Origin of the sequence: Flavonifractor sp. An10 (genome assembly GCF_002161215.1) — a bacterium.
Classification (GTDB): domain Bacteria; phylum Bacillota; class Clostridia; order Oscillospirales; family Oscillospiraceae; genus Flavonifractor; species Flavonifractor avistercoris.
Genome location: NZ_NFMB01000007.1, coordinates 113,891 through 140,565 on the forward strand (window position 1 = coordinate 113,891; position 26,675 = coordinate 140,565).

The 26,675-nt window shown below is 59.4% G+C and carries 25 protein-coding genes and 1 tRNA gene; 17 read left to right on the forward strand and 9 right to left on the reverse strand.

What is annotated here, in order from left to right; genetic code table 11:
• Positions 1–83 precede the first annotated feature (83 nt).
• Positions 84–1,274, reverse strand: coding sequence for an IS256 family transposase (locus B5E42_RS13325; protein ID WP_087237682.1), 1,191 nt, complete (start codon positions 1,272–1,274; stop codon positions 84–86).
• A gap of 145 nt (positions 1,275–1,419) precedes the next feature.
• Here B5E42_RS13325 and tnpA point away from each other — a divergent pair, with 145 nt between their 5' ends.
• On the forward strand, positions 1,420–1,875 hold the full coding sequence (gene tnpA / locus B5E42_RS13330; RefSeq protein ID WP_141242463.1) for an IS200/IS605 family transposase: 456 nt from the start codon (positions 1,420–1,422) through the stop codon (positions 1,873–1,875).
• 110 nt (positions 1,876–1,985) lie between these two features.
• On the opposite strand, the gene B5E42_RS13335 is transcribed toward tnpA, so the two are convergent.
• Positions 1,986–4,145, reverse strand: coding sequence for a glycoside hydrolase family 65 protein (locus tag B5E42_RS13335; protein ID WP_087240473.1), 2,160 nt, complete (start codon positions 4,143–4,145; stop codon positions 1,986–1,988).
• Positions 4,135–5,934 carry a glycoside hydrolase family 125 protein gene (locus B5E42_RS13340; RefSeq protein ID WP_087240475.1) on the reverse strand — a complete coding sequence of 600 codons (1,800 nt, stop codon included), beginning with the start codon at positions 5,932–5,934 and terminating at the stop codon, positions 4,135–4,137. Before B5E42_RS13340 ends, B5E42_RS13335 begins: the two co-directional genes overlap by 11 nt.
• A 185-nt stretch (positions 5,935–6,119) precedes the next feature.
• Between B5E42_RS13340 and B5E42_RS13345 the strand changes: the two genes are divergently transcribed.
• The 6 genes from B5E42_RS13345 (at position 6,120) to pgmB (ending at position 12,999) form a co-directional block, all read left to right on the forward strand.
• Positions 6,120–7,163, forward strand: a complete 1,044-nt coding sequence (locus B5E42_RS13345) for a LacI family DNA-binding transcriptional regulator (RefSeq protein ID WP_087240477.1) — start codon at positions 6,120–6,122, stop codon at positions 7,161–7,163.
• A 66-nt stretch (positions 7,164–7,229) separates the two neighbouring features.
• The gene (locus tag B5E42_RS13350) at positions 7,230–8,528 is read left to right on the forward strand and encodes a sugar ABC transporter substrate-binding protein (RefSeq protein WP_087240479.1); all 1,299 of its coding nucleotides are present in this window, start codon (positions 7,230–7,232) and stop codon (positions 8,526–8,528) included.
• 64 nt (positions 8,529–8,592) lie between these two features.
• On the forward strand, positions 8,593–9,519 hold the full coding sequence (locus B5E42_RS13355; protein ID WP_087240481.1) for a sugar ABC transporter permease: 927 nt from the start codon (positions 8,593–8,595) through the stop codon (positions 9,517–9,519).
• On the forward strand, positions 9,509–10,336 hold the full coding sequence (locus B5E42_RS13360) for a carbohydrate ABC transporter permease (RefSeq protein WP_087240483.1): 828 nt from the start codon (positions 9,509–9,511) through the stop codon (positions 10,334–10,336). The genes B5E42_RS13355 and B5E42_RS13360 overlap by 11 nt, the downstream gene beginning before the upstream one ends.
• Before the next feature lie 4 nt (positions 10,337–10,340).
• The gene (locus tag B5E42_RS13365) at positions 10,341–12,341 is read left to right on the forward strand and encodes a TIM-barrel domain-containing protein (protein ID WP_087240485.1); all 2,001 of its coding nucleotides are present in this window, start codon (positions 10,341–10,343) and stop codon (positions 12,339–12,341) included.
• 1 nt (position 12,342) lies between these two features.
• Positions 12,343–12,999 (forward strand): beta-phosphoglucomutase, encoded by a 657-nt coding sequence (gene pgmB, locus B5E42_RS13370; protein ID WP_087240487.1) that lies wholly within the window; start codon positions 12,343–12,345, stop codon positions 12,997–12,999.
• A 397-nt stretch (positions 13,000–13,396) separates the two neighbouring features.
• Here the strand turns inward: pgmB and B5E42_RS13375 are convergent, their stop codons facing one another.
• The gene (locus B5E42_RS13375) at positions 13,397–14,473 is read right to left on the reverse strand and encodes a DUF6076 domain-containing protein (protein ID WP_087240489.1); all 1,077 of its coding nucleotides are present in this window, start codon (positions 14,471–14,473) and stop codon (positions 13,397–13,399) included.
• A 131-nt stretch (positions 14,474–14,604) separates the two neighbouring features.
• Between B5E42_RS13375 and B5E42_RS13380 the strand changes: the two genes are divergently transcribed.
• The 4 genes from B5E42_RS13380 (at position 14,605) to mobP3 (ending at position 17,892) form a co-directional block, all read left to right on the forward strand.
• On the forward strand, positions 14,605–14,814 hold the full coding sequence (locus tag B5E42_RS13380) for a helix-turn-helix domain-containing protein (RefSeq protein ID WP_087240491.1): 210 nt from the start codon (positions 14,605–14,607) through the stop codon (positions 14,812–14,814).
• Positions 14,811–15,233, forward strand: coding sequence for a helix-turn-helix domain-containing protein (locus tag B5E42_RS13385; protein ID WP_343214194.1), 423 nt, complete (start codon positions 14,811–14,813; stop codon positions 15,231–15,233). The genes B5E42_RS13380 and B5E42_RS13385 overlap by 4 nt, the downstream gene beginning before the upstream one ends.
• A gap of 302 nt (positions 15,234–15,535) precedes the next feature.
• A complete protein-coding gene (locus tag B5E42_RS13390) occupies positions 15,536–15,955 on the forward strand; it encodes a hypothetical protein (RefSeq protein ID WP_087240495.1) in 420 nt (139 codons plus the stop codon).
• Positions 15,943–17,892 (forward strand): MobP3 family relaxase, encoded by a 1,950-nt coding sequence (mobP3, locus tag B5E42_RS13395; RefSeq protein ID WP_087240497.1) that lies wholly within the window; start codon positions 15,943–15,945, stop codon positions 17,890–17,892. The genes B5E42_RS13390 and mobP3 overlap by 13 nt, the downstream gene beginning before the upstream one ends.
• A gap of 85 nt (positions 17,893–17,977) precedes the next feature.
• Here mobP3 and B5E42_RS13400 read toward each other — a convergent pair whose 3' ends face one another.
• Positions 17,978–19,330 carry an NAD(P)H-dependent oxidoreductase gene (locus tag B5E42_RS13400; protein WP_087240499.1) on the reverse strand — a complete coding sequence of 451 codons (1,353 nt, stop codon included), beginning with the start codon at positions 19,328–19,330 and terminating at the stop codon, positions 17,978–17,980.
• A 236-nt stretch (positions 19,331–19,566) separates the two neighbouring features.
• On the opposite strand from B5E42_RS13400, the gene B5E42_RS13405 reads away from it, so the two are divergent.
• Together B5E42_RS13405 and B5E42_RS13410 are read left to right on the forward strand one after the other, a co-directional pair.
• On the forward strand, positions 19,567–20,775 hold the full coding sequence (locus B5E42_RS13405; protein WP_087240501.1) for a site-specific integrase: 1,209 nt from the start codon (positions 19,567–19,569) through the stop codon (positions 20,773–20,775).
• On the forward strand, positions 20,733–22,307 hold the full coding sequence (locus B5E42_RS13410; protein ID WP_087240503.1) for a site-specific integrase: 1,575 nt from the start codon (positions 20,733–20,735) through the stop codon (positions 22,305–22,307). The genes B5E42_RS13405 and B5E42_RS13410 overlap by 43 nt, the downstream gene beginning before the upstream one ends.
• A 44-nt stretch (positions 22,308–22,351) precedes the next feature.
• Here B5E42_RS13410 and B5E42_RS13415 read toward each other — a convergent pair.
• Positions 22,352–22,428, reverse strand: a tRNA-Pro gene (locus B5E42_RS13415).
• A gap of 193 nt (positions 22,429–22,621) precedes the next feature.
• Between B5E42_RS13415 and B5E42_RS13420 the strand changes: the two genes are divergently transcribed.
• From B5E42_RS13420 to B5E42_RS13435, 4 genes are all read left to right on the forward strand, one after another.
• A complete protein-coding gene (locus tag B5E42_RS13420) occupies positions 22,622–22,828 on the forward strand; it encodes a DUF1858 domain-containing protein (protein ID WP_087240505.1) in 207 nt (68 codons plus the stop codon).
• A gap of 78 nt (positions 22,829–22,906) precedes the next feature.
• Positions 22,907–23,611 (forward strand): class I SAM-dependent methyltransferase, encoded by a 705-nt coding sequence (locus tag B5E42_RS13425; protein WP_242967153.1) that lies wholly within the window; start codon positions 22,907–22,909, stop codon positions 23,609–23,611.
• The gene (locus B5E42_RS13430; protein ID WP_087240509.1) at positions 23,599–24,396 is read left to right on the forward strand and encodes a Nif3-like dinuclear metal center hexameric protein; all 798 of its coding nucleotides are present in this window, start codon (positions 23,599–23,601) and stop codon (positions 24,394–24,396) included. Before B5E42_RS13425 ends, B5E42_RS13430 begins: the two co-directional genes overlap by 13 nt.
• 74 nt (positions 24,397–24,470) lie before the next feature.
• The gene (locus B5E42_RS13435) at positions 24,471–25,199 is read left to right on the forward strand and encodes a YebC/PmpR family DNA-binding transcriptional regulator (protein WP_087240511.1); all 729 of its coding nucleotides are present in this window, start codon (positions 24,471–24,473) and stop codon (positions 25,197–25,199) included.
• 61 nt (positions 25,200–25,260) lie between these two features.
• Here B5E42_RS13435 and B5E42_RS13440 read toward each other — a convergent pair whose 3' ends face one another.
• Genes B5E42_RS13440 through B5E42_RS13450 form a run of 3 tightly spaced genes read right to left on the reverse strand, consistent with a single transcriptional unit; the run spans position 25,261 to position 26,436 of the window.
• Positions 25,261–25,689 (reverse strand): hypothetical protein, encoded by a 429-nt coding sequence (locus B5E42_RS13440; protein WP_087240513.1) that lies wholly within the window; start codon positions 25,687–25,689, stop codon positions 25,261–25,263.
• A 41-nt stretch (positions 25,690–25,730) separates the two neighbouring features.
• Entirely contained in the window at positions 25,731–26,099 is a 369-nt protein-coding gene (locus tag B5E42_RS13445) for a sporulation initiation factor Spo0A C-terminal domain-containing protein (protein ID WP_242967141.1), read from the reverse strand.
• On the reverse strand, positions 26,080–26,436 hold the full coding sequence (locus B5E42_RS13450) for a helix-turn-helix transcriptional regulator (RefSeq protein ID WP_162613992.1): 357 nt from the start codon (positions 26,434–26,436) through the stop codon (positions 26,080–26,082). Before B5E42_RS13450 ends, B5E42_RS13445 begins: the two co-directional genes overlap by 20 nt.
• Between the last annotated feature and the right edge of the window lie 239 nt (positions 26,437–26,675).

Here is a 26,675-nt window from a genome sequence, read left to right on the forward strand (position 1 = left end):
GCTATAATGAAAGTGCGGTCTGCCAACTGGGTCGTGTCAAGAATTTTTCGCACTTTAGTTAGCAGACTCTGCCGTAAATGAAGTCAGCCAGCAATGGAGGCATCCTCCAAGGTCGCCTCCAGGTGCTTCATGTTCATGTACTTCTTGTTGCCCCACTGAGTACCGGCTACATGGCGCAGCCGGGCACAAACCAGCATTAGAGCTGAGTTGCCGTCCGGGAAGCTGCCAACCACACGGGTACGGCGGCGGATCTCTCGGTTCAGCCTCTCAATCACATTATTGGTACGGATACGGGTCCAGTGCTCACTGGGAAAATCGCAATAGGTCAGCGTTTCCTCAATGCCATTCTCCACCTTCTGGGCGGCCTCTTTCAGTTTCATGGAGCGCAGTTCCTCCACCACGGCCTTGGCCTTTTCCCGGGCAGCTTTCTTGCTCTCCTGAGCATGGATCGCCTTGAGCATTTTGGCTACCAGCTTCACCTTAGAGCGAGGTGTGACCGAGAACACATTACGGTAAAAGTGGACGGTACAACGCTGGTATTTGGCCTCAGGAAACACTTCTCCCACAGCTTCCAGCATGCCAAGGCACTTGTCGCCAACAATGAGCTTCACGCCATCCAGGCCACGGCTATGCAGCCACTGGAAGAAACTGACCCAGCTGGCTTTGTCCTCCTTCATACCCTCGGCAGCGCCAAGAACCTCACGATATCCGTCCTCATTGACCGCAATCGCCACCAGAATAGCCACATTTTCAAACTCTCCACCCCAGTTACGGCGCAGGTAGATCCCATCCACATAGACATACGGATAGCGTCCGCCCTGCAGAGGGCGGTTCCGCCAATCCTCAATGTGGACATACGCTTTCTTGTTCAGCTCACTGATGGTGGAGGGTGAGACCTTGCTGCCCCAGAGGGCCTCGGTGATGTCCTCCACGCGCCGGACGGATACGCCGGCCAGGTACATCTCAATGAGAGCCTCTTCCACGCTGCTTTCCCGGCGGCGATACCGCTCAATGATAGCCGTTTCAAAGGAGATCCCTTTCAGCTTAGGCACCTTGAGGGTGACATCCCCGGAAGTGGTGGTGAGGTTGCGGTTGTAGTGGCCGCTGCGGTAGCCCTGGCGCTGCTCATTACGCTCGTACCGGGCTGCTTGAGTCAATTTCTCTGCCTCAGCCTCCAGCAGCTCGTTGAGGGTTTCCTCTACACTTCCGCGTACAAGTTCCTTGAGCTGCCCCTTGATAACTTCTTCGTTTAGCTGTACAATTTTCTCGGACATGGTTTGCTGTCTCCTTTCGAATGGTGTGTCGCGACTTCATTCTACCAGAGATCTGCAAACCATGTCTCTTTTTATTTTTGCGAAATTTATTCTACCTGACCGCCAACTGCACAAAGAATAGCAAAGGGAGGGCATTCAGATGGGACTGAATGACATCAATAGTTTATCTCATACGCGATGGAATTGCAAATATCATATTGTATTTGCGCCGAAGTACCGTAGGAAAGTATTTTACAAAGAAAAGAAAGCAGCAATAGGGAAGATACTGCGGCGGCTGTGCGAGTGGAAAGGGGTAAGAATCATAGAGGCGGAAGCGTGCCCCAACCATATTCACTTGTTTGTAGAGATACCGCCGAAAATCTCGGTGTCGCACTTTATGGGGTATCTGAAAGGGAAGAGCAGCACAATGCTGTATGAGCAATTCGGCGAGTTGAAATACAAGTATCGAAACCGGGAATTTTGGTGTAGAGGGTACTACGTGGATACGGTGGGGAAAAATGAGAGCCGAATTGCGGAGTATGTGAGGAACCAGCTAAAAGAGGACGAGATGGGAGAGCAACTGAGAATTCCATCTAGTGGCCCGTTTACGGGCGGCAAGTAGCAGTCCTCACGCAGCTGGCAGACCGTATTACGCGTTGCACGCGTCCGCGAGGAACAAAGGGCTATGCCCGCACAGTGACAACCACCAGCTTCGCTGGTGGATGTGTTCATTTACGAAAATATGCACGCAATAATACTCCAAGCCTCTCCGGAAATCTTAGCTTCGTATTTTTTGCCATGATAGAAAAACTTGAAATTCAGAGACGTACAGCCGTGCGGAAGGTGCGGAGCCAGTTGGGGAACACCATCCGCGATGTACAGGCCGGCAAAGCCGAACACCACTGTCTGCCAGACCTCTCCGAGGCAGGCCAGGTGGAGCCCTTCCTTGCCCGTATTGCCCATGATCTCATCCAGATCCAGATAGAGAGCCTTCCGCCAGTAGGCTTCAGCGGCCTCTGCCAGCCCATTCTGAGCCGCAAAGAGGGCATGGCTGGCGAAGCTGAGGGTGGAGTCATGGATACACAGCGGCTCGAAATCCTCCCAGGCGGCCAGCTTCTCCTCTTCGGTAAACTGCTCTGGCAGGCGAGTCATAAGGAGCAGCGTGTCGGCTTGCTTGATCACCTGATACCGTTGGAGCCTGTCAAAGCAGACCTGATGATAGCTGGCCTCATCCCCAGATTTGAGCTCTGCCGGATCAACGCGCTCCAGCAGGTGGAAGGTATCGTCCTGGCGATAATGTCCGGTGACCGGATCCCTGGGAAGCTGAATAGCGCCTCGCAGCCTCTCCCAAGAGGCGCACTCTTCCTCGGACAGTCCCAGAGCCGCATACTGCTCCGGGGCTTCTTGTTTCAGCCGCGCAGCGGCGGCGAGCGCCAAAGAGAGGTTGTGCTTTACCATGGCATTGGTGAACAGATTGTTGCTGGTAATGCCGCAGTATTCATCCGGACCTTTGCAGAACAGCAGATTGACCTTCCCCGGTTCCAGGGCGGGAGAGTAGCGGCTGACCCAGAAGCGAGCTGTTTCCACCAATACCTGTGCGCCGCCCTGGAAGAAAAGGCTGTCATCGCCGGTCCAATTCAGGTATTGGCCCAGAGCATAGGCCACGTCAGCGGTGACGTGGACCTCGCTGCACCCGATGTCCCAGCTTTCGCACTGTTCAGTCCCGTCATAAGACACCATCCAGGGGTAGCGGGCCCCGGCGCCGTTCATCCGTGCCGCATGCGCTTTTGCCCGGGGAAGTGTGCCGATCCGGAAATTTGCCAGGCTGCGGGCGGCCTGGGGATCGGTCAGGTTATAAAACGGCGTCAGGAAGAGATCCGTGTCCCAAAAATAGCAGCCCTTGTACCGGGTGTGCGTAAGTCCTCTGGCCCCGATGCTCACGGTGTGATCCCGGGGAGAGCAGTTGGCCACCAGCTGATAGATCACATAGCGCAGCGCCGTCTGCGCGTCTTCATCCCCCTCCATGACAATGTCACAGTCCGCCCACCTCTGCTCCCATGCGGTCTGATTCTCGGCCAGCGCACCTGCAAAGTCCCAGCCTGGCTCCACGTCCAGTTGGAGCAGGGGATCCACGTCGCGGCTGGAAGTCAGCCGGACGGCAAGTTCCAAGGCGATGGGACCATGGGAAGCGTCACCGGCACAGCGCACTCCCACGCCGTCACCGGTATCCGGGACAAAAGCGGGTGTTGAAAAGCCCTCTGTGCGACAGGAGATCGTCTGAACCAGCGCCAGCTTTGTGTGCTTTGTCTCATAGCGGGCAGTGAACCCGGCATCGTTCTCCTCGCCGGAGCAGAAGCGGGTCATCTGGATGATCTGGGTGTTCTCCTTCACCTGATCATCGGGGATGGGGCTGTTACAGCTCTGGTGGTCAATTCCCGCCAGAAGCTCTACCGGTCCGCAGCCCCGGAATTCAAGCCGCTGAAACAGGAGGCTCGGCCTGGCCAATGAGAAAAAATGCTGCTCCCGCACATCCACCCAGTCATCCGCAATACTCAGCCGGTAGCGGAAGGTAAGCAGCCCTGTACGCAGATCCAGCTCCCGGGACACTCGGGAGGGAAGGGGCGGTGTGCGGCCATTCAGCCGGATCTGGTACCAGATAGGGGTGGGCAGATTGACAAAGTCCGTCAAATCTGTGCTGTCGGAAATCCGGTCGTAAAAGCCGGCCAAGAAGAGCCCGGCATCCAGCGGCCGGCGGACCGGCCGGTAAGCGGGGTAACCCCGGGCCCCCATGCGGCCGTTGCCGGTAAAGAAGACGCTTTCCAGGAATCGATCGGCAAAATCGTTCCCCTCCGCTGAAACCGTCCAACCCCGGCGCTTCACATCAGTTCTCATAGGATACGCCTCCTAACGCATACCGCAGGGCATGGCACACAAACCCCGCACAGGTGGCGAAGGCGTCTCCTGTCGCAGACTTACCCGTGTGCTCATCGATGCTCTCACAGACGATGCCGTTGTCCATTTCCGCCCGGCGCAGAAGTTCCAGAGAACGTTCCGCCTCCCCGCTGAGCAGGCTGTTGGCCACACTCAGCATCCAGGGATGCGGGGCGTGGGCACAGCCGATCTCCGCGAAGGCACACCCGGCAAAACTGTAAGGGTACTCCGGTGCGCGGATCTGGCGCACCGTGTTCTGATAGGCTGGGTCGTCCAGCGTGCAGAAGCCCAGGTAGGGCAGGAGCAGCAGACTTCCCGGCGGCTCATCATATACGTCTGTATGCCCCTTCAAATCCGTGGACCAGGCATAGTACGGGCCATGCTGGCCCTGGACAACGCAGTGCTCCAGGATTGACAAGCGCACCTTTTCGGCCTCCCCGGCAAGGCCGCCGTATGTTTCGGGATACAGAGTGGACAGCGCACGAAGCCCTTTCCACACCAGTACATTGTCATAGGTCAGGTATGGGTAGCTGCGCACGTCATCGGTGGGCTGGAGGAAGGTCTCATACAGGGGGATTGCGCTGTGCCGCTTGGTGTTCAGGGTACGGAGAATATCGGCGAGCCCGGTACGGATCGCTCTGTCCGCCAGACAATCCCGGTCGCCTGTAGCCGCCACGTAGCGTTCCAGGGCCAGCACCGGGGCCATCAACTCGTCTAGTTCAAAGCCGGGCTCCAGCACCGTGCCGTCGATATACCGGGAGTGGACGCCCAGGTTGCGCCGCTGGCGGCCAAATACATAGTCCAGCATCCGGCGGGCCAGGGCCGGGTCAGAGTCCACTACCGTGGGGAAGCTCCACAGCAGGCTGTCCCGATCCCAGTAGGCCGCGCTCACGTAGTAACGCGGGCTGCGGCTGGTAACCAGGACCAGCTCCTCGGTATCCAGGGTAAGGCCCGCGGAGTAGAACAGGCAGAAGAACAGATTGGTATTGTAGAGACGCTCCAGCTGGGCGTCCGGAATGGGCCAGCGGCGGGCCTCCAGCCAGTCCACGGTCATCTCCAGTTCATGCTGCCAGCCCTGGCGCAGCATCTCCTTGGCGCTGGTGGCGGCCGCCACCTCCTCAAAGCCGACACCCCAGTAGAAGGTCACAGCAGCGGCCTGGCCGGGTTCCAGCGTACAGTCGTGGGCCAGACGGTAGGCGATACCGGCATCCGTCTCCCGGAAGGTGGACGAGCAGGGCTGATCCATCATGGGCGCAAACGCGAAGAGGGGAAGCCCGCAGCGCATATCGAAGATCAGGCTGTCGTTCCAGAGGCTGGTGTAGCACCGGCGCACCCCGTCGATCTCCTTGTCCTCGTTGACACAGTGCCATGCAGAGGCCCAGCACCCCTCCAGTCCGAAGGTACCGGACAGCGGCCTATCCAATGTGGAGCGTACTGTCAGCTGGTAGAGAAAGCCACGCTCCCCCACCGGGGCCAGGAGCATCCCCTCCACCTCCAGCGGGCCGGCGATTCCGCGGAATGTGGGAATCCAGTCGGACTTCCGTGCCCAGGTAAGGGACTGGAGCGGAATCTTTTCGCCGTCAAGCTCAAAAAACGGCGCCATCAGGGGGAGAGAGGCCGCACCCCGCTGCTCAATCAGTCCTTTATACCCCATGTGTAGGAAGGAAAAGGACTCCAGCGCTCCGGTACGGGCCTGGAGCGTGGGCAGGGAGACCCACTCGTTACCGGTAGGCAGATATTGCTCGTGCATAGAGATCCCTCACTGTCAGATTTAATCGGTTAAATAATTGGACAATCTAAATATAACACATTCCAGCCTCAAGTCAATCATTATTTGTAAAAAATGCTTATTTACATCTTGACAACAGCAATGAGATTGGCTATTATTTATTTGCAGATTAGTTTAAGCGATTAAATTAAACGAGGTGGTATAGCATGCCGGCCAACCGGGTTACCATGAAGGATGTCGCCAGAGAGGCGGGGGTTACCAGTGCGGCCGTCTCCTATGCGCTGAGCGGGAAGCGTCCGATCTCCGAAGAAACCCGCCGCCGGGTGGAGCAGGCGATCAAACGCCTGGGCTATACCCCCAATATGGCGGCCCGTACCCTGAGCAGCGCCACCAAGGACTCCAGGCTGATCGGCGTTGTGGTGCCTCAGACCGAGGCCGGCAGCCGTCTCATGTTCCAGAACCAGTTTTACTCCGAGATTCTGGGCAGCATCGAGCTGTGCGCCCGGCAGAAGGGCTACCATGTGATCATCTCCGCGACCGACGCCAACGAGAGCTACCTGACGCTGGCCAAGGAGCGCAACCTGGACGGCATCATTGTGATCGGGATGTATCCGGACTCCTTCTATCAGCAGATGAAGAAGAGCCAGATTCCCATTGTCCTGATCGACAGCTACTGCAACGATCACTACTACCACAATATCCGGATTGATGACGCCTATGGCAGTTATCTGGCCACCAGGTATGTTCTGGACTGCGGGCACCGGGCTGTCGCCTTTTTCAGCGGCCGCATCAAGGAAAACGGCGTCATGAAGAAACGCCTGGCGGGCTATCGGGACGCCTTGACAGAGTATGAGATTCCTTTCCGTGAAGAGCTGATCTTCGAGGGGAACATCGACTACAAGGACGGGATTGTATCCGCCCAGCGGCTCATGGACGCAGGCCTCCCCGCCACCGCAGTGGTGGCTGCGGCGGATATTCTGGCCATCGGGGCGGCAAAGGCCTTTTATGAGCGGGGGGTCCGGGTGCCGGACGACGTCTCCCTCATGGGGTTTGACGATCTGGAGATCGCCCAGTATCTGACGCCTGGCCTGACCACTGTAAAGCAGCAGATCTCCCTGAAGGGGGAAAAGGCTGTGGAGCTGTTGATCCGCAACATCAACGAGCCGGAGCTGACCAAGCAGGAGCTGATTCTCCCGGTGTCCCTGGTGGAGCGGGGGTCTGTCCGCAAGATCAAAACGGAGACAACCTGAAGAGGTCTCAAAATAGGGTAAGAATGGAGCAAACATATCTCAAAATTGAAAAGGAGGAACCTTGCAATGAAAAAGCGGTCTCTGGCAATCCTGGCCGGCGGAATGTCGCTGGCGCTTCTGCTCTCAGCCTGCGGCCCGGCCAGCACCCCCGCCGCCAGCCCCTCTTCCGAGCCTGCCGGGGAAACCCAGCAGCAGACAGCGGAGGCGGAGCCCGTCACCATCACCTACTGCAACTTCAACGCCTCCGGCGGAAACGAGGAGACCCTCCAGCGGATGTACGAGGCCTTCCATGAGGAGTACCCCAACATCACAGTGGAGATTGAAACCATCGCCATGGACGATTACTTCACCCAGATGCAGACCCGGGTGGCGGGCGGCACCGCCCCAGACTGCTACGAGCTGAACATTGAGAACTTTGCCTCCTATGCCAACAAGGGTGTGCTGGCGGAGATCACCGATGTGGATCTGAGCAGCCTGGACGAAACCGCGCTGAGCGCCTTCAACGTGGACGGCAAGCAGTACGGCCTGCCCGGCAACTTCTCCAACGTGGTGCTGGTCTACAACAAGGATCTCTTCGACCAGGCCGGCATTGACTACCCCAACGAGGACTGGACCCAGGACGATGTGCAGGCGGCGGCCGAGGCCATCCGCGCCCTGGGCGACGACATCTACGGCTACTACCAGCCTCTTACTTACAACGAGTTCTACAAGGCCTGCGCCCAGTTCGGCGGCAGCCTGCTGAATGAGGACAAGACGGAGTTTACCATCAACTCCCCCGAAAACGTGGCCGCCGCTCAGATGATGGCTGACCGCGTGCTGGTCAGCAACGTCCAGCCCACCGATGTCCAGATGGGCGGCATGGGCGACTGGGATCTGTTTATGAGCGGCCGCCTGGGTATGATCCCCACCGGCATCTGGGCTTTCCAGACCTTCACGGACGGCTGCGACTTCGACTGGGACATCACCATTGAGCCCGGCGAGGTGCAGAAGGCCACCCACTTCTTCTCCAACGGTCTGGTCATCAACGCCGACAGCGAGCACAAGGACGCAGCCGCCACCTGGATTACCTGGCTGGCCTCCAGCCCCGCCGCTGCCGAGATCCGCATTGAGGCCGGTTGGGATCTGCCCGCCGTCAATGACGAGGAAACCCTGGCCTCCTATCTGGACATCACGCCGCCCGACAACCGGCAGGCCGTGTTTGACTCCCTGGACTACTTGGTTGTGCCTCCCGTGATTGAGGACTATGCGCTGATGAGCGACATCATCGGCCAAAAGCTGTCCGCCGCGGCCAATGGCTCCATCACCGTTCAGGAGGCCCTGGATCAGGCGCAGAGCGAGTGCGAGGCGCAGATTTCCCTTAGCTGATTAGGGGCAGGGGAGGGGCTTGTGCCCCTCCCCTTTTTGATTTTCTGAGGAGGTGTTCCCACCCATGTTAGCCACACGGAAGCGGCGCAAGGGCCCCGGGCAGGAGGGGCTGATTACCGCGTCTCCCTTCCTGCTGCCCAGCCTCATCGGCCTGCTGGTATTTTCCCTGCTGCCGCTGATCATATCCGCCTTTATCAGCCTGACGGACTGGAACGGCCTGGATCAGCTGACGGCGCCCGGCTTCTTCCAGGAGCATTTTATCGGGTTGGAGAACTACAAGGCCATCCTCTCCAGTTCGGAGTTCTGGGGGGTGCTTTGGAACACCTTCCGCTACATCATCATGTATATTCCTCTGATGCTGATGGCCTCTCTCGGCGTGGCCTATCTGCTCAGCCGCCAGCGCCGTGGTGTAACCGCATTTCGTATTATCTATTACATCCCGGTGCTTACCTCCTGGGTGGCGGCTTCTATGATCTGGAAGTCCATGCTCTCGCCGGAGTACGGCGCGGTCAACAACATCCTGGCCATATTCGGCATCCAGGGGCCGGGCTGGCTGCTGGACGAGGCGTGGGCCATGCCGGCTATTGTACTGGTGTCGGTCTGGAAGGATATGGGGTTCTTTGGCCTCATTCTCCTGTCCGGCATGGTGGGTATCAACAAAGCCTACTATGAGGCGGCCTCCCTGGACGGAGCGGGCTCCTGGCAGAAATTCTGGAAGATCACCCTGCCGCTGATGACGCCAGCCATCTTCTATGTGCTGATCGTCAGCCTGATCAATGCCTTCCAGCTCTTCCCGCAGATCATGATCATGACCGACGGCGGCCCAAACGGGGCCACACAGGTCATGGTGGAGCGCATCTATAAGTACGGCTTCCGCTACTACCGCATGGGCTACGCGGCGGCTTTCTCCTGGATCCTGTTCGCCATCATCATGGTATGCACCGCCATCCAGATGAAGGGGCAAGAGAGGTGGGTCAACTATGACAGCTAAACGAAGACTGGGCACCACGGGCTACTATGTGATTTCGATCCTTCTGGCTGTGGTGGCCATGATCCCCTTCCTGTGGATGATCTCCACCTCCCTCAAGAGCCGGGGAGCTCTCATGTCCATCCCCATCGAGTGGATTCCGGAGGATCCATCCCTGAACGCCTATGCTGAGGTATTCTCCCGGTTCCCCTTTCTGAAGACTATCGGGAACAGCCTGTTTATCTCTGTATCCTATACCGTCATTACCCTGATCTCCGCCTCCATGGCGGCCTTTGCCTTTGCCAAAATCAAGTTCCGCTGCGCCAACCTGCTGCTCAAGCTCTATCTGGCCACCATGATGATCCCCACCCAGGTGACCATGATCCCCCTCTTTGTCATCATGAACAAGCTGGGCCTGATCGACAGCTATGCCAGCGTAATCCTCCCCTCCATCTTCCGGCCCTTCGCGGTTTTTATGCTGGTGCAGCAGATGCGCACCGTACCGGCGGACTACCTGGATGCCGCGCGGGTGGATGGGGCAAACATCTTCCAGGTCTACGCGCGGGTAGCCCTGCCGCTGTGCGCGCCAACGCTGGCGACGCTGGCGGTAACCACCTTCATGGAGTCCTGGAACGACTATCTGTGGCCCCTGCTGATGCTGACCGACCGGGCCAAGATGACCCTGCCCATCGCCCTGTCCACACTGAACGGCCAGTACAACACGGAGTACAATGTGCTGATGGCGGGCAGTCTGATCTCCATGATTCCGATTATCATCATCTACCTGTTTGCGCAGAAGCACTTCAAAAACGGCCTGATGGCAGGCGGCATCAAGGGGTGAGCCCATGAAAGAGGTATTGTGTTCCGGCCAGGCATTTTCTCTGGAGTTCCCCTATCCGGGCGGCAGCGCGGCCCTGTACTGGAATCCGATGGGGGAACACGGAGAACTGACAGCCTCCCTGTGTTATGACGGCGCCTATGGAATGGGCGAGAAATACAACGCCGTGAACCAGAAGGGCCGCACGGCGGTGAACGAGGTGGAGGAGAAATTCTGCTTCCAGGGAGAGAAGACCTACTGCCCCGCCCCATTCTTCTGGACGAATACGGGCTTCGGCCTGTATGCGGCCACGGATGAGCGCACCAGCTTCCGTTTCGGAGAGAACGAAATCCGTGCAGAGCTCCCCGAAAATTGCCGATTGGTCCTGTTTGCGGGGGCCCCCGGAGAGATCATCCGGGAGTACATGGCCCTGTTCGGGCCGGCCAAATTGCCTCCCAAATGGGCTTTCGGGCCGTGGATCTCCGCCAACCACTGGGACAGCCAGGAGAAGGTAGAGCGCGCGGTGGCCCAGGCGGAAGCGCATGGCTTTCCTGTCTGCGCCCTGGTGGCAGAGGCCTGGAGCGACGAGGCCACCTTTTATATCTTCCGGGGAGCGCGCTATACGCCCAGGCCGGATGGCGGCGCGTTCCGGCTGGAGGACTTTGATTTTTCCGATTCCCCCTGGCCGGATCCCGCCGGCATGGTGCGGCGGCTCCATGAGAAGGGAATTCATTTCCTGCTGTGGCAGATTCCCGTCTACAAAAAGCAGGGGCAGGATGAGCCGCTCAATGCTCAGAACGAGCTGGATCGGGCAGATGCCGCCGCCCGGGGCCTCTGTGTCCGCAATGCAGATGGAAGTCCCTATACCATCCCGGAGGGGCATTGGTTTGCCGGCTCTATGATCCCCGATTTTACCAACCCTGTCGCAGAGGAGTCCTGGTTTGCCAAGCGGCAGTATCTCACAGAGCTCGGCGTGGACGGCTTCAAGACTGACGGGGGCGAGTTCATCTACCGGGACGATGTCCGCTTTGCGGACGGCAGCTTCGGCCGGGCCGGAAAGAACCGTTATGCCCAGCAGTATACGGCAGCGTACACCCGGCACCTGGCCCCGGAGCAGGCGCTGTTCAGCCGGGCGGGCTACGCCGGTCAGCACACCACGCCCATCCACTGGGCCGGCGATCAGCAGTCCCAGTACAGCGAGTTGGCCAGCGCCCTGCGGGCGGGGCTGTCTGCCGCCCTGACCGGTATCCCGTTCTGGAGCTTCGACATTGGCGGCTTCGCGGGCCCGCTTCCCTCGCTGGATCTCTATCGCCGGGCCACCCAGCTGGCCTGCTTTGTGCCGGTGATGCAGTGGCATTCCGAGCCAGACGGAGGCCAGTTCCGGGAGCTGATGCCCGGCGGAGAGGGGAACAATGAGCGAAGCCCGTGGAATCTGGCCGCGGCCTACGGTGTGCCGGAGTTTGTGGACGAGATGCGGTTCTGGCACAACCTGCGGATGAATCTTCTGCCTTATCTGTACAGCACAGCGTTGGATTGTGCGGAGGCCTCCATACCCATGATGCGGCCGCTGGTCTATCAATGGCCGGAAGATCCGCTGGCATGGGACTGTGAGGATGAATTTCTTCTGGGTGACAGCCTGCTGGTGGCGCCGCTTCTGGAGGAAAACACTGAGAAGCGCACCGTCTATCTGCCGGAGGGGCAGTGGATCGGCCTGTTTGACCGGCGCACTGTTGCAGGCGGACAGACCGTTACAGCCGGCGGCGACGGGAGGATTCCGGTCTTCCTGCGGGCGGGTTCCGGCCTGGCGCTCCGGCTGGATGAGAGTCGGTCCCTCGGCTCCCCAGTGGGGAACCAAGTATCAGCAGGCGCTCCTCTTCACCTGCTGCTGGCCGGAACATGCGGCCAGTTCCGATTCCAGGATGAGCTGGGCACCGACTTGATCATCTCCTGGACTGACGGTGAGCCCCATATAAACGGCTCCTGTCCCTTCCCGTTGACCTGGGAAGTGATTCCCGCGGAAGGATGCTGATATGGAAATACGCGGCGTAATTTTTGATCTGGACGGCGTACTGTGTCATACCGATCACTACCACTATCTGGCCTGGAAAGCCTTGGCTGACCGGCTGGGGCTCCCATTTGACGAACGGGTGAACGATCGTCTCCGCGGCGTCAGCCGTATGGACAGCCTGGAGATCGTGCTCAGCTTGGGTGAAAAGCAGTTTACCCAGGCCGAGAAAGAGCAGATGGCGGAGGAAAAAAACCGGCGCTACCGCAGCTACCTGGCAAAAATGGGGCCGGAGGCTCTGGCTCCTGGGGCCGTGGATGTGCTGCGCGATTTGAAGGCGCAAGGCTGGAAGCTCGCTGTGGGCTCCTCCAGCAAAAACGCACCTCTTATTCTGGAACGGACCGGCCTGGAGGGATACTTCGACACTGTGGCGGATGGAAGCCAGATTACACGTTCCAAGCCTGACCCGGAGGTATTTCTCCTGGCTGCGCGGAAGCTGAACCTTTGCCCATCCGAGTGCATTGTGGTAGAGGATGCCGTCGCCGGGATTCAGGCGGCAAAGGCCGGCGGATTTTTCGCCGTTGGCATTGGAGATGCGGCGAACGCACCAGGAGCGGACGCGTCAATCTCCGGACTAAAGGAGATTCCGATTCTATGCAAAAAGTTTCGGATGCCTTTATGACTACGCTACATATATCTTCGTTCTGTGCGGTTTATGGATTTTTTATATGAACGAGCGCACATGTATGGGCAAATGTCTAACACCTAAGTACTATTTTGGCCGTATAGTCTACAAATGACCACGGCCATAGTCGCAGAGGTAGCGGCATACACATACATTGTGTGAAATAACAGTTTCTTCTGATTGGAGACAATACAAGCACTAAAATTGAAGGCAAAGAAGTCATCCTCTAGTGACTGGGATACCATCACTGAGGTATGATCGGCATGTCCCTATATACGTGCATCTGAAATGTGATTGACCGGATCAACGCCAACGCTGCGGCGTAAAATTTGCGTCGCTAAACAATAGTACCCGAGAGCTGGTTCACGTGGACCGGCTCTCGGGTATTTTCATTTCAGAGTTCCTTCAGCAGGCGGGTGAGCTCATCGTCAGTCAATTCCCCGCGGTCAGAACGTCCCAAAAGCTCCTGAGCTTTGGCTACGGCGGTATTCCACTCGTCCATGGTCATTTTCCGGCGGTTTTTCCGCTGCTTCAACCGGTTATAGGTTCGGTCGTACTCCACCTGGGCCGGCGTCCGGTTGGCCTTTCCCTGGGCCTCTTTGCGGTGAGCGCCCACCTTGCGGCAGGTACGTTCCGTCTCCCCGGGGGCGATGTTGTTGCAGTAACAGGTGTTGTAACCGGCGGTCAGCAAGAAATATTTTCCGCAGTCGTGGCAGCGCCGTGGGGCATTGCCAAGGGCAAGCCCTCGGTAGAAATCGGTTCGCAGAAAATCTGCTAGGGAATTGAAGGTGGCCTTCTCCGCGATAAAAATACCAGTCTCCTCCTCGTCCTGGAACATGGGGACAAAGCATACTTCCATGGGAAAGCTCTGCGCGAAATCTTCTTGAAAGAGCCGGGCCCCCACATAGGCCATGTCCGCGTAGAAGTAGGAATACGCCTCGGCATAGGCAGTGCTATTCCGGCGCGTCAACGGCTCAAAGTATCGCTCCGACATGACTTCGATCTGACGGCGGAAGTTGCGCAGACTGGTGGCGAAGGCGACCAGGCCATCGACCATTCCGTGGTACATGGCACTGCCCTCTGAGGCGGGATCCTGAACCGCCGACCACTTTGCCCCGTCCGCCAGGAGCCTCTCAAAGGTGTGATAGTTACACGATTCATCCATCCGCAGGTCTCTATAGACCGGCAGAGTGAAGATTACCTCCCAGGCCGCGTTCAGCTTTTCCTGTGCATTCCGGGCGGCCTGGACAGTTTTCTCCGTGAGCAGTGCCTGCGCAGCCGGGACAAACATCTGGACACGCCGGTCAATCTCATTCAGGACGGCCTCTTCCAAGTTCATGATGTCCACGCAGCACTGACCGACCGGGCGGTCCTGTTTCCCGATAAAGACATGGTCTCCGTGAAAAAACACAGTGAATTGGTCGTAGGTGTACGTGTAGGCGAGCTCCACGCGCTCGGTCTGTTCTTTCATAGGCGTCCTTTCTGTATCCGATGAAGATTTGTGATTTACCTGATACCTCCTGGATCCCTTGATACCTAAGTCTTCCTATGTTACCATCGTAGCAGATAAGAAACAAAAAATCAATCAGGAGGTATCAAAAGTTGCTGGAATCCGAGTGTAGAAGCTACGATGACCTGCCGCTGTTTCTCAATGCGGAGACGGTGGCGAAGGTGCTGGGCGTGTCGCCGTCGTCTTGCTACGAGCTGATGCACGAGCCGGGTTTCCCGGTACTGCGCGTCGGCAGCCGGATGGTGGTGCCCAAGGATCAGTTCATCCAGTGGGTAGAGGCGCACACGGGAGGGAAGTCGTGAGGAGAGAGAAACCAGGAAAATTTTTTCTGATGCCCAACGAGGTGTTCCTTCTGGGCCTGTCTCCTGGCGAGCTGGTTGTGTATAGCTACCTGAAACGGTGTGAAAACCGGAAGACCCACCATTGCTGGCCAAGTTACAAAACCATCGGCCGGGCAGTGAGGATGAGTGAGAACACGGTGCGCAAGTACGTGCTAAAGCTGGAGGAGAGGGGCCTCATCACGACGGAACCAACCAGTCAATTTGACTCTGAAGGCCGCAAGCGCAATGGGAACCTGCTCTACACCATGTACCCTATTGGCGAGGTAATGAGTCAGTTCTATCAGGGGCAGTTCGAGCGTTTGAACCTGCTGGCGTTACAGAGCCGCGCGGCGGCACGGCTAGAGCAGTACTCCGGATCGGGGAAGAAAAACCGCCTGTGACCGCCTGTGAGGCTCTGTGTGCCTCGATGGGGGGAGGGGCAGGGCCCTGCCCCTCCCGGGGGGCTTGGAAGGCCGGTTCGGCCCGGTTCTGGAAGTTCCCCAGGGACGAAGGATGAAGCAGGATAAAGACAGGCGTCAAAGCCGCCGCTCTGCCGGTCACTTCTGCCCGCAGTGCGGGCAGTTTCAGGGGCTATAGAACGGGGTCAAACGTAGAGGGGAAAGCCGAGTTTGCGGTCGTTCTGCCGGAATCCCTACGGACACAAGAAAAAAGCAGGGGTCACTTCCCCGGAAAGGAGCCTGTTATGAGCAAGAAGGAGAAATTCGCCCTCTATCTGACGCCGGAAAAGAAGGCCCTTCTGGAGCGGCGTTTTCAAGAGGATGGCAGCCGGAGCCTCACCGGCTTCATAGAGCGGGCGATTGATTTCTATCTGGACTATCTCAGCGCCGGCGATGCCGGGTTGTTCCTGCCCGCCTCCATCAAGTCCTGCATGGACGGGCGGCTGGATCAGCTGGAGGATCGCCTGTCCGCGCTGGCCTTCCAGCAGGCGGTAGAGACGGACATGATGGCCGGCATCCTGGCGGACACCTGCCAGCTCAGCCGGGAGGAACTGCGCCGCCGGCGGGCGGAGAGCGTGCGCAACGTGAAGGTCACCAACGGCCGCATATCCCTGAAGGGGCGGTCACAGGAGATGTGGGAGGAGGGGGATGAGTGGCTGGACTGATCGTCAAGAGTCCCTACATCAAGGGCGGCGGTGCCGGCGGCTACCTGCGGTACATCGCTACCCGGGAGCGAGTGGAGATCCTGCCGGATGGCCGTCCGCCCACCCGCAAGCAGGAGCAGCTGATCGCAAAGTTGACAAAGGACTTCTCTGGTGTGAAGGAGCTTTCCGAGTACGCAGACTACACCGAACGCCCCACCAAGGCCAACGCCTCGGCGCTGATCACCATGGCACTGGAGGAACACTGGGAGGATGTCCGTGCCTCCGACGGCTACGCCAGGTACATCGCCACCCGGCCCAGGGCGGAGCGATTGGGCAGCCACGGTCTCTTTGGGAATGAAGATGCTGTGGATCTGGATGCCGCCATGGCGGAGGTGGCCGCGTACCAAGGCAACATCTGGACGCACATCATCTCCCTGAAACGGGAGGATGCCTCCCGTCTTGGCTACGACAACGCCAGGGCGTGGTGTACTTTGCTCCGGGCCAACCGTTACGAGATAGCCGCCGCGATGAATATCCCGCCAAACCACTTCCGCTGGTACGCCGCCTTCCACGATGAGGGGGAGCACCCCCATGTGCATATGATGGCGTGGTCAACGCAGCCGGGGGAGGCATATCTCACCAAGGAGGGTATCCGCCGGGTCAAGTCCACACTCACCAACCAGATCTTCCGGCAGGAGATGCTCCACACCTACGAGCAGAAGTCCCAGTCCCGGGACGAACTGGTATGGGAGGCCCGCCGTGCGATCCGGCGAATGCCCCAGGAGATGGTGCAGAGCATCTGCTCGGTTCCGGAGATCGAACAGAAAATGGAGCAGCTGGCCGGACAGCTGGAAACGGTCAAAGGGAAAAAGTCCTACGGCTACCTGCCAAAGTTGGTAAAGAAAACAGTAGACGAGGTGGTGGACGGGCTGGAGGAACTGCCAGTGGTGCAACAGTGCTACGAACAGTGGCTGGTGCTCCAGAACCAGGTGGACAGCTACTACCATGACAGCCCCAGGGTACGAAAGAAACTGTCCCAGGAAAAGGAGTTCCGGCAGATTAAAAATGCGGTCATCCAGGAGGCAGAGCGGCTCCGGCTTGGGGAACCCACCTTTGAGGATGGGGAGTTGTCAGAGCGGGACGAGGAGGTGGATGAGCGTGAAATCTCCTTTGCGTGCGAGGAACTGCGGTGGCTCCTCCTGGACGGGCGGCTGCCCCTGGAGGCCCGGGACCAGGCGGCGGAGCGTTTGGAGCGGCTGGCTGAGCAGGGCGATGCCCACGCCCAGTTCGTAATGGGCCAACTCTATCGGGACGGGCCGCTGCTGATCCCAGACAGCCAAAAGGCAAAGCGGTGGTTCACCCTGGCGGCGGAGCATGGGATGTCGAAGGCCCAATACGCCCTGGGCAAGCTACTCCTGTCTGCTGATCCAGAGGTTCGTGATCCGGACGAGGGACTCCGGTGGCTGCGGCGGGCGGCGCAAAGGGGGAACACATACGCCGCCTACTGGCTTGGGAAGGAGTACCTGACGGGTGAGCATGTCCCCAAAAGTACCGATAAGTCCGTGGGCTGCTTCCGGTCGTCCGCCGAGCAAGGCAATCCCTTCGCCCAATACATGCTGGGCAAGCTGTACCTGGAGGGGAAGGCGGTGTCCCGTGACCAGGAGCAGTCGGCCCAGTGGTTCCGGCGGTCCGCCGCACAGGGGAACCGGTATGCCCACTTCTTCCTGGATCGGCAGAGCGACCGCCGGCCTCCTGGGGTGATGCTCTCTGTCACCCGGCTGCTCCACCACCTGGGCCGGATCTTTCGGGAGAACGCCCCACCCGCAACTGGCCCCGGCATCATCCAGATCGACCGCAAGCGCCTGCAACAGCTCCGGGAGAAGCGTATCGCCCTGGGCCACAAGCCGGACGACCACCCGGAGCAGGGATGGGGCGGCATGGGTATGGGCGGGATGTGACCCTCAAAACCTGCGCCGCTGAAACAATAGAAAGGCACCCTCCCGCCGAAGCGGAAGGGCGCAGGGCAGGTCCTGGATAGTTGGCTCAGGTATCACGCCGGGCCTGCTCCACCACCTTTTGATAGGGAGCGATCATGGCGGTGGTCATCTGCCCCTTTGCCTTCTTCTGTACAGAGGGGATGGACAACAGCGTCCCTATAAGTCGCATCTGCCAGATCCGCTCCCGCTGCTTCTGCGGGAAGTCGTAGATGCCGTGCTCCTTGTAGAAGCGATGGTCGGCCTTCATTAGCCCCTGCATCACATAGATCATATCCCGGAAAATTTTCATGCCGCCCACGCCGTAAAAGTTTGCAGGGCGGGCCAGGTGCCCGTCCATGGCAAACGCCAGGTTCTGAGCCAGCGTGCGGATATCCGCCGCCGTGTCCCCCTCGTCGGTGGCCACGCCGCAGAGGTAATTGCCGCCCACCTCACAGCGCCCCTCTACGATCATGCGCAGATTGCTCTCATACTGGTAGTCCCCGCTGATGAGGTAGGCGATGGGCGTGCCGTGGGTCACGGTGCGGTGGCCGTTGCAGAACTGCCGGTCATCGAAGCACTTGAAGCTGGAGTGGGTGTAGTGATCCGAGATGGTAAAGGCGTAGACAAAGCCGTCGGCGGTCTGGATGGTCTGGCGCAGGAAACTGTCAAAGCCGTCCTTGTAGACACACTGGCCCGTGATGGCGCAGCCGAAGCAGCCCAGGCACCCGCCGCCGAAGGGAAATTCCCGCAGGTTCACCACACGGCTCCCACAGGGCAGGGCGGCGCGGAAATCGGTGATCATATTGGTCAGGTTGACGTCGTCCGGGGCGCAGTTGGTGACGATGACCGCGTCCTTCTGGCTGACCTTGGGCGTCTCGGGAAGGGTAGGCCGGTAGATTGCCCGCGTCCGCTGGGGGGCCCTGGGGGCCGGAGCGACGAACGGGCCGTGGTCGCAGGAGAACAGGAGCTGGTCGAAAAACATGCGTGCCTCCCGCTGCCCCCGTTCGCAGAGAAGATCCTCCATGTCCGCCGACAGGCCGCGAATGGTGTGCAGCCCCAGATCCAGGCAATTTTCCTCCACATAGCGGTGGGCGGTCACATCGTAAAAGTGCTTGGATGTGGTAATCTGGCTGGCCAGCTTGCCGCGCAGCTCCACGCCGTCCGCCTTGATGAGTTCGATGAGCCGGTGGAGCTGATAGGGGGCGATAAAGGTATACACCGGATAGCAGAACAGGAGGAGCTCCGCCTCAGACAACGCCTGCCGCAGAGGGGCAAAGTCCTTTTCCAGCTGCCGGATCTGCTGGCCCACATGGAGGACCGTAAAGGAATGCTCCGGGTGCAGGGCGGCCAGGTACAGCGCCGTGTGCAGGGTGGTAGAGTTGGGGCCTTTAGGGCTGGCGTTCAGGACGAGAATCTTCACCGTGATGCCTCCAAGTGGATGCGGGGGCCTGATCAGCCCCGCATTTTGATAGATATATGCCTATTATAACGGTATATAGGTGGTTTGGTCAATGAGGCCAGGTCTGTCCAATATTGGGGGTGCAGTTTAATTTGGGTACAGTTCAAAATGATAACTTTCTGATAATAGTACGCTGTACCCCTGGCTATTTCCCGTTTCTGTGATATTGTGTGTTGCTGAAAAGGAGGCGATTTCAGATGGGAAAACGCAGACCATCCGGCGACGGCATGGTGCGGAAGCGGGAGGACGGACGCTGGGAGGGCCGCATTGTGGTGGGCCACAAGAAGAACGGCGATTCCATTTTCCGCTATCTGTCTGCGGGGACACAGAAAGAGCTGATGAAGCAGCTGCACCACAGCATCGAGGAGTACCGAGGCGTCGACCTGAGTGAGGACAGCAAAATGCCGCTGGGGCAGTGGCTGGATCGCTGGCTGGAGGAGTACATTGCTCCCACTGTGCGGGAGACCACCTTGCGGGGCTACCAGAAACTCATCGACAGCTACCTCAAACCCCGTCTGGGGGAGAAGCCAGTCTGCAAAATTTCTCCGGATGATGTTCAGCGCCTCTATCGGGAACTCCTGCAGAACGGCAGGGTTCGGGAGCATCCCCAATACGGGTGTGGACTGTCCGGCTGCACGGTTCGGAAGCTCCACGGCGTGTTCCACCAGGCTATGGACGCGGCAGTGCGGGAGCACCTGACAGCACGGAATCCCACCTCCGGAGCGACTTTGCCCCGGAAAAAGGCCACACCCAAGCAGATTCTCAACGACGAGCAGCTGGACCGCTTTCTGGAGGAGATCAAAAAGGACGAGATCTGGTATGACTTCTTCTATACAGAACTGACCACCGGCCTGCGCCGCGGGGAGATCTGTGGGCTGAGATGGACGGACTTCCAGATGGGGAAGGGAACATTGGCCATCCGCCGCACCGTCCACCAGAAGCCGGGCGGCGGTCTGTCTGTGGGGGAGCCCAAGACCGGGCAGGGCAGCCGGGTGATCACGCTGCCGCCCAGCACGGCCCAGCTTCTGGCCGAGCGAAAGCGGCGTTCTGTCTCCCAGTGGATCTTCCACGATCCCCTCCGCCCGGAGCAGCCGGTTCACCCTGGGAGCGCCTACCGTCGCATGAAGGAACTTCTGGCACAAGCCGAGCTGCCTAGCATCCGCTTCCACGATCTCCGCCATACTTTTGCCACCCACGCGCTGGCCTCCGGGGTCGACGCCAAGACTCTGTCCGGGATCCTGGGGCACACCAAGGCCTCCTTTACCCTGGACACCTACACCCATGTCACCGGGGATATGCAGAGGCATGCGGCTGAGATCGTGGGGGACTTTATAACCGAGATGTTAGGAGATGATCTAAAACCATGGGAAAGCGGAGAAAGCGGGGCGAGGGCAGTGTCCATCTGAGAAAAGATGGGCGCTGGGAGGGAAGGTATGTTATCGGGTATGATGAAAAAGGCCTTCCCAAGACGAAAAACGTTCTGGCCAGGAGCAAGTCCGAATGTCTGGAAAAGCTGAAGCAGCTCCGGGAGTCCTGCAAAAGGGACAAAGAGGAGCTTGAGATCGGGAAACATCCTCTCACCTTCGGTGCCTGGCTGGGCTACTGGTATCAGAACCACTGCAAGACAGGGCTGCGGATCACCACACAGAAGAACTACGAAAACGCCATCTACCGACATCTGATCCCCGCGATGGGACAGATTTCTTTGGACAAGCTGACAACAGGCGATCTACAGCAGTACTATACAGGGCTGAAGGAGCACGGCCGGCTGCTCCGGACGGAATTGTACGGCGAGGGGCTATCCGACCGGACGGTACGGGGCATCCACGCCATCTGCCGGGCCGCATTGGAGAAAGCGGAAGGGGAGGGACTCATCTCCGGAAATCCGGCGCTGGGGTGCAAGCTGCCGCCTAAAAAGGGGAGGGAACAGAACACGTTGACCCAGGAGGAGATCCAGCGATTCCTGATCCAGGCCAGGGAGGAGGGCTGTTATGAGCTGTTCCTGTTGACCCTGGCCACAGGTATGCGTCGGGGCGAAATTCTGGCCCTCCGGTGGGACGATCTAAACCCAAAAACCGGGGCCCTCCAAATTGTCAGGCAGCTCCAGCGCATCGGGGGCAGGCTGGTTCTCACGGAGCCCAAAACCAAGGCGGCGATCCGGACGGTGATCCTGCCCAGACCCGTCTTGAAGGCGCTGGAGGACTACCGGAGGCGGATAGAATTCCCATCCCGCTGGATGTTTCCCTCGCCCGTCAAGGAGGATGCCCCGCTGGATCCGGCCTCGGTGCGGAAGCGGCTGGAACGGGTGCTGGAGCGGGCCCAGTGTGACCGCGTGAGGTTTCATGATCTCCGCCACACTTTTGCCACCATGGCGCTGGAGCACGGGATGGACGTCAAGACGCTGTCCACCATCATTGGCCACGTATCCTCGTCCACGACGCTGGACATCTACACCCACATCACAGACGAGATGCGGACTTCGGCGGCGCTGAAGATCGACCGTGGAATCGGCAAGGCGGCGGACGCTGGAATGGGAGAAGCCACGAGGCAAGAAGCAGTTCCCAAGCGCGCCCCTTTCCAGCCGTATAAGGGAAAACGGCGCAAGCCAGGCACCGGATGTATTTCCCAGATCAATGACCACCTGTGGGAGGGGAGGTACTCGCCGGTGTGGCCGGACGGGGTGAAGCGGCCCCGCAACATCTATGCCCATGACCGGGAGCTTGACGGAGCTGGTTGCCCAGGCCAAAGCGGAAATCGCCGCCGAAAAGGCCCGACGGGCAGGGGAGAGGCGTCCCGCATGAGGGCAAATAAAAGCCGCACTTCCGGACAAGCATCGGAAGCGCGGCTTTTTCCTGTCTGTGGTGGGGCTGTGGTCAAAAGGGAAACGGCTGGAAAAGGGGAAATAAGGGAGCAATTTTTAGAGCAAAATTCCGAATAAAAGCAAAGAAAAATCCGTCAAAATCAAACGATTTTGACGGATTTTGGTCCGAGTGGCGGGATTTGAACCCACGGCCTCTTGGACCCGAACCAAGCGCGATACCAAGCTTCGCCACACCCGGATCTAGCATAGAGCGGCAGGCAGCAGGCTACCGGCTCCAGCCAAAGGCCGGATATTATTATACTGATAATCCGGCCTGTTGTCAAGATGAAAAATGGCGGCGGATTCCAGCGGAAAAATGAATCTCCTTCTTGCAAAAAGGCGAAAGATAGGATATACTACTCATATCCTAGAGAATCGGAGGTATTCCCCCTATGGCTCAGATTACGAAAGACACCATCATTGGCGATATTCTGGACATCGCGCCGGAAACGGCCCCCATCTTCCTGTCCATCGGCATGCACTGCCTGGGCTGCCCCTCCTCCCGCGGGGAGACGGTGGAGCAGGCCTGCATGGTGCACGGCGTGCAGGTGGATGAGCTGCTGGAGCGAATCAACGCCAGCATGGCTGAGGCCAAGTAAGAAGTCTGAGAGGCTCAAAAAGAAGAGGCGGTTAAAAGCCGCCTCTTTTTTTCTCCGGAGGTGACGTGTTTGAGAAACATGGAGCTCTCGCCCCGCCTGCGCTCTGTGGCGGAGCTGGTGCCCCGGGGGGCGCGGTTTGCGGATGTGGGCACTGACCACGCCTATCTGCCTGTCTGGCTGCTGCAGCGGGGGGTGATCTCCCGTGCGGTGGTCTCTGACCTGCGGCAGGGCCCCCTGGATCGGGCGCGAAGCACGGCGGAAAAGTACGGCCTGACCGGCCGGATGGATTTTCGTTTGTGCGACGGCCTGTCCGCCATCCGGCCGGATGAGGCGGATACCATCGCCATTGCCGGGATGGGCGGGGAGACCGTGGCGGCCATCCTGGCCGCCGCCCCCTGGGTCTGGGAGCGGGACTGCCTGCTGCTGCTTCAGCCCATGAGCGCCCAGCCCTTCCTGCGCCAGTGGCTCCAGGCCCACGGATACGCTATCCGGCGGGAGGTTTTGAGCAGGGAAGGGGATACCATTTACACCATTTTTGTGGTACGTGCAGGCCCCATGCGGGAGCTGACGCCGGCGGAGCTCTGGGCCGGATGCCAGCAGGAGGGGGAGCAGGCCCCTCTGCGCACGGATTATCTGAACCGCCTGCTGCACCAGACGGAGCGGGCGGCGGCGGGCCTGCGCCGATCCACCCGGGCAGAGGATGCCCAGCGGCTGGCAGAGATGGAGCAGGTTTACCAGGGCCTGCTGGACATGAAGGAGGAATGGCTGTCATGGCAACGGTAAGAGAGGTATATCAGTATCTGGACGGGCTGGCTCCGTTCTCCCTGCAGATGGACTTTGACAACGCCGGCTTTCTGGTGGGGCGGGGAGACCGGACGGTGACAAAAATCCTGGTTTCCCTGGACATCACCGAGGAGGTGGCGGCAGAGGCTGCGGAGGTGGGGGCGGAGCTGATCGTCTCCCATCACCCGGTGATCTTCCATCCCGCCAGGTCGGTGACCGACGGCGGCCCGGACGGGCGCATCCTGCTGTCCCTGATTGAGCACGGAATCGCCGCCATCTGTGCCCACACCAACCTGGACGCGGTGGCCGGCGGCGTCAACGACGCCCTGGCCCAAAAGCTGGGCCTGGTGCAGATTGAGCAGCTCCATCAGGATGGGGTGGACGCCTCCGGCCGGCCCTACGGCATCGGCCGGGTGGGCAATACCGTCGGCGCGCCCATGTATGCCCCCGCCTTCGCCGCCTTTGTGAAGGAGGCCCTGGGGGCCAACGGGGTGCGCTATGTGGATGCCCGCCGGCCGGTGCGGCGGGTGGCTGTGGGGGGCGGCGCCTGCGCCGACATGCTGCGGGACGCCCTGGCCCTGGGGTGCGACACCTTTGTCACCGCGGATGTCAAGTACAACGGCTTCCTGGACGCCAAAGCCCTGGGGGTGAACCTGATCGACGCGGGCCACTATCCCACCGAGCAGGTGGTGTGCCCCGTACTGGCCAAATGGCTGTCCTCCGGCTTCCCCCAGGTGGAGATTGTCCCCACAAATCGGCATAAAGAGGTCTTTTCCTACCTCTAAGGGGTTGCCAAGCCGCCGCAATCGTGATAAACTAGTTCCGCTGATTTTCGATAGCAGGAAGGGAACGAATCAATATGTCAGGACATTCCAAGTGGCACAATATCCAGAAGACGAAGGGTGCGGCCGACGCCAAGCGCTCTCAGATATTTACCAAGATCGCCCGCGAGATGATCGTGGCGGTCAAGACCGGCGGCAGCGGCGACCCCAATAACAACTCCCGCCTGGCCACCGTCATCGCCAAGGCCAAGGCCGCCAACATGCCCAACGACAACATCAAGCGCACCATCGACAAGGCTCTGGGCTCCGGCAACACCGACAGCTATGAGAACGTGGTGTACGAGGGCTACGGCCCCTCCGGCGTGGCCGTGATCGTGGACGCCCTCACCGACAACCGCAACCGCACCGCTCCCGAGGTGCGCCACCTGCTGGACAAGTACGGCAAGGGCCTGGGCGCCACCGGCTGCGTGTCCTGGTCTTTCGACCGCAAGGGCGTGATCGTCATCGAGAAAGAGGATCTGGATGAGGACACCGTCATGATGGACGCCCTGGACGCCGGCGCCGACGACATGCAGGTGGAGGACGAGGTGTTCGAGGTGTACACCGATCCCGACGCATTTGGCTCCGTGCTGGCCGCCCTGGAGGAGAAGGGCTACACCTTCGTCCAGGCCGCGGTGGAGATGGTTCCCCAGAACTATGTCAAACTGGAGAACGAGGACGACATCAAGAATATGGAGAAGCTCATCGACCTCCTGGAGGAGAACGACGACGTGCAGAACGTCTGGCACAACTGGGATCAGGACTGAGCGGATACAGACAGACGGGGAGCGGCGAATCGGCCGCTCCCCGTTTTACTGCGCTGCCCGGCTATAAATAGGGCTTCATCTGGACGATATTGGCCTCCTCAGTGGACAGCAGCTTGTGGGCCAGCTCCCGCACCCGCACATCCTTGCCGTGATAGCTGTGCAGGTTCCGGAGCCCCTTGGTCAGACCCATGGTATTGCCCTGGATCATCATCTCCGCGATTTTGGACGTGGACGGGCCGGCCATGGATCGGAAGGCGCCCGCCATCCCGGCGGAGAACCTGACCACCGGGCTGAGCCCCTTCGGTTCCTGCCCCCGGGCACGGAGCATCTCGGCCGCAGTGCCGTGAATGGCCCTGTATTCCGCCAGCTGCTGCTCCAGAGCCGCGCGGAAGGGCCCCTCCCCCGAGTGGGGCAGGACGGTTTCAATCCCATCCCGCCCCATCTCGGTGGTGCGGTAGATGTCGTTGAGCAGTTCGGCTTCGGTAAGCAAATGGATCACCTCCCACACAGTATGCCATGGGAAAGGAGAAATTATCGGCCGCCGTCCTGGAAATACCCGGACAGCAGGGCCAGCAGCTCGCCGATTGTGGGCCTGCGGAGGAGGGGGCGCGGCGCCAGCCGGCCCAGGGCCTGCCCGCCGCCCTCCTGCCAGAAGCTCCGGATCAGGGTGCGGAGATCCTTTTCCACACAGGCGGCCGAGGTCTGAAACGCCCGCGCGGTGTCCGGATAGAGCCGCTTGAACAGCTGGTAGAGATAGGAGTGATCCGCAAGAACCAGGGCCAGGGCATAGCTCAGATAGGGGAAGCCGATATAGCGGGTCTGAAACCCGAGCCGGCGCAGAAGGGAGGCCGCCGGCCCGTATGCCTCCGGCATGCGGCGGTTATTCCGGCCGGCATCCATCTGCGGCCTCCAGGCTGTGAAGAATGCCCCAAAATTCTTTCTTCTCCTCCAGGGGTAGCGGGCTGTACAGGAGATACAGGCCGACAATGGCCTGGTGCACCGGCTCCTCCATCCGCTGGGGAAGATCCGTCAGCAGCAGGGCGGGGTGGAGATGCAGCCCCTCCGCAATAGTGGACAGCGTCTTCAAATTGATGTTGTCGAGCCCCGCCTCAATGCGCTGAAGGCTGGACTTGCTGATTCCGATCTTTTCCGCAAAGTTCTCATAGGACAGTCTGCTTCTCCGGTGAAGCAGGATCATATTTTGGCAGAGAGCGCTGCCCGGCATATATAATTTCATGGCGATTCCTCCTAACATAACTTCATGTGTAATATTTTAGGGGAAATTGACGAAAATGCCATGGTAATGTTATGGATCTGTATGCTAAAATCTGGGACTGCAAAAAAAGCTGTTAGTTTCTTTTTGCGCTTAAAGAAGCCTCTCTATCGGAGTCCGTCATCACAGGAGGAGCCATTCTCTGTACATGGATATCACTTCCTTCCGCGTCCGGCCCGCCGGTCTTGACAGGATAAAACTTC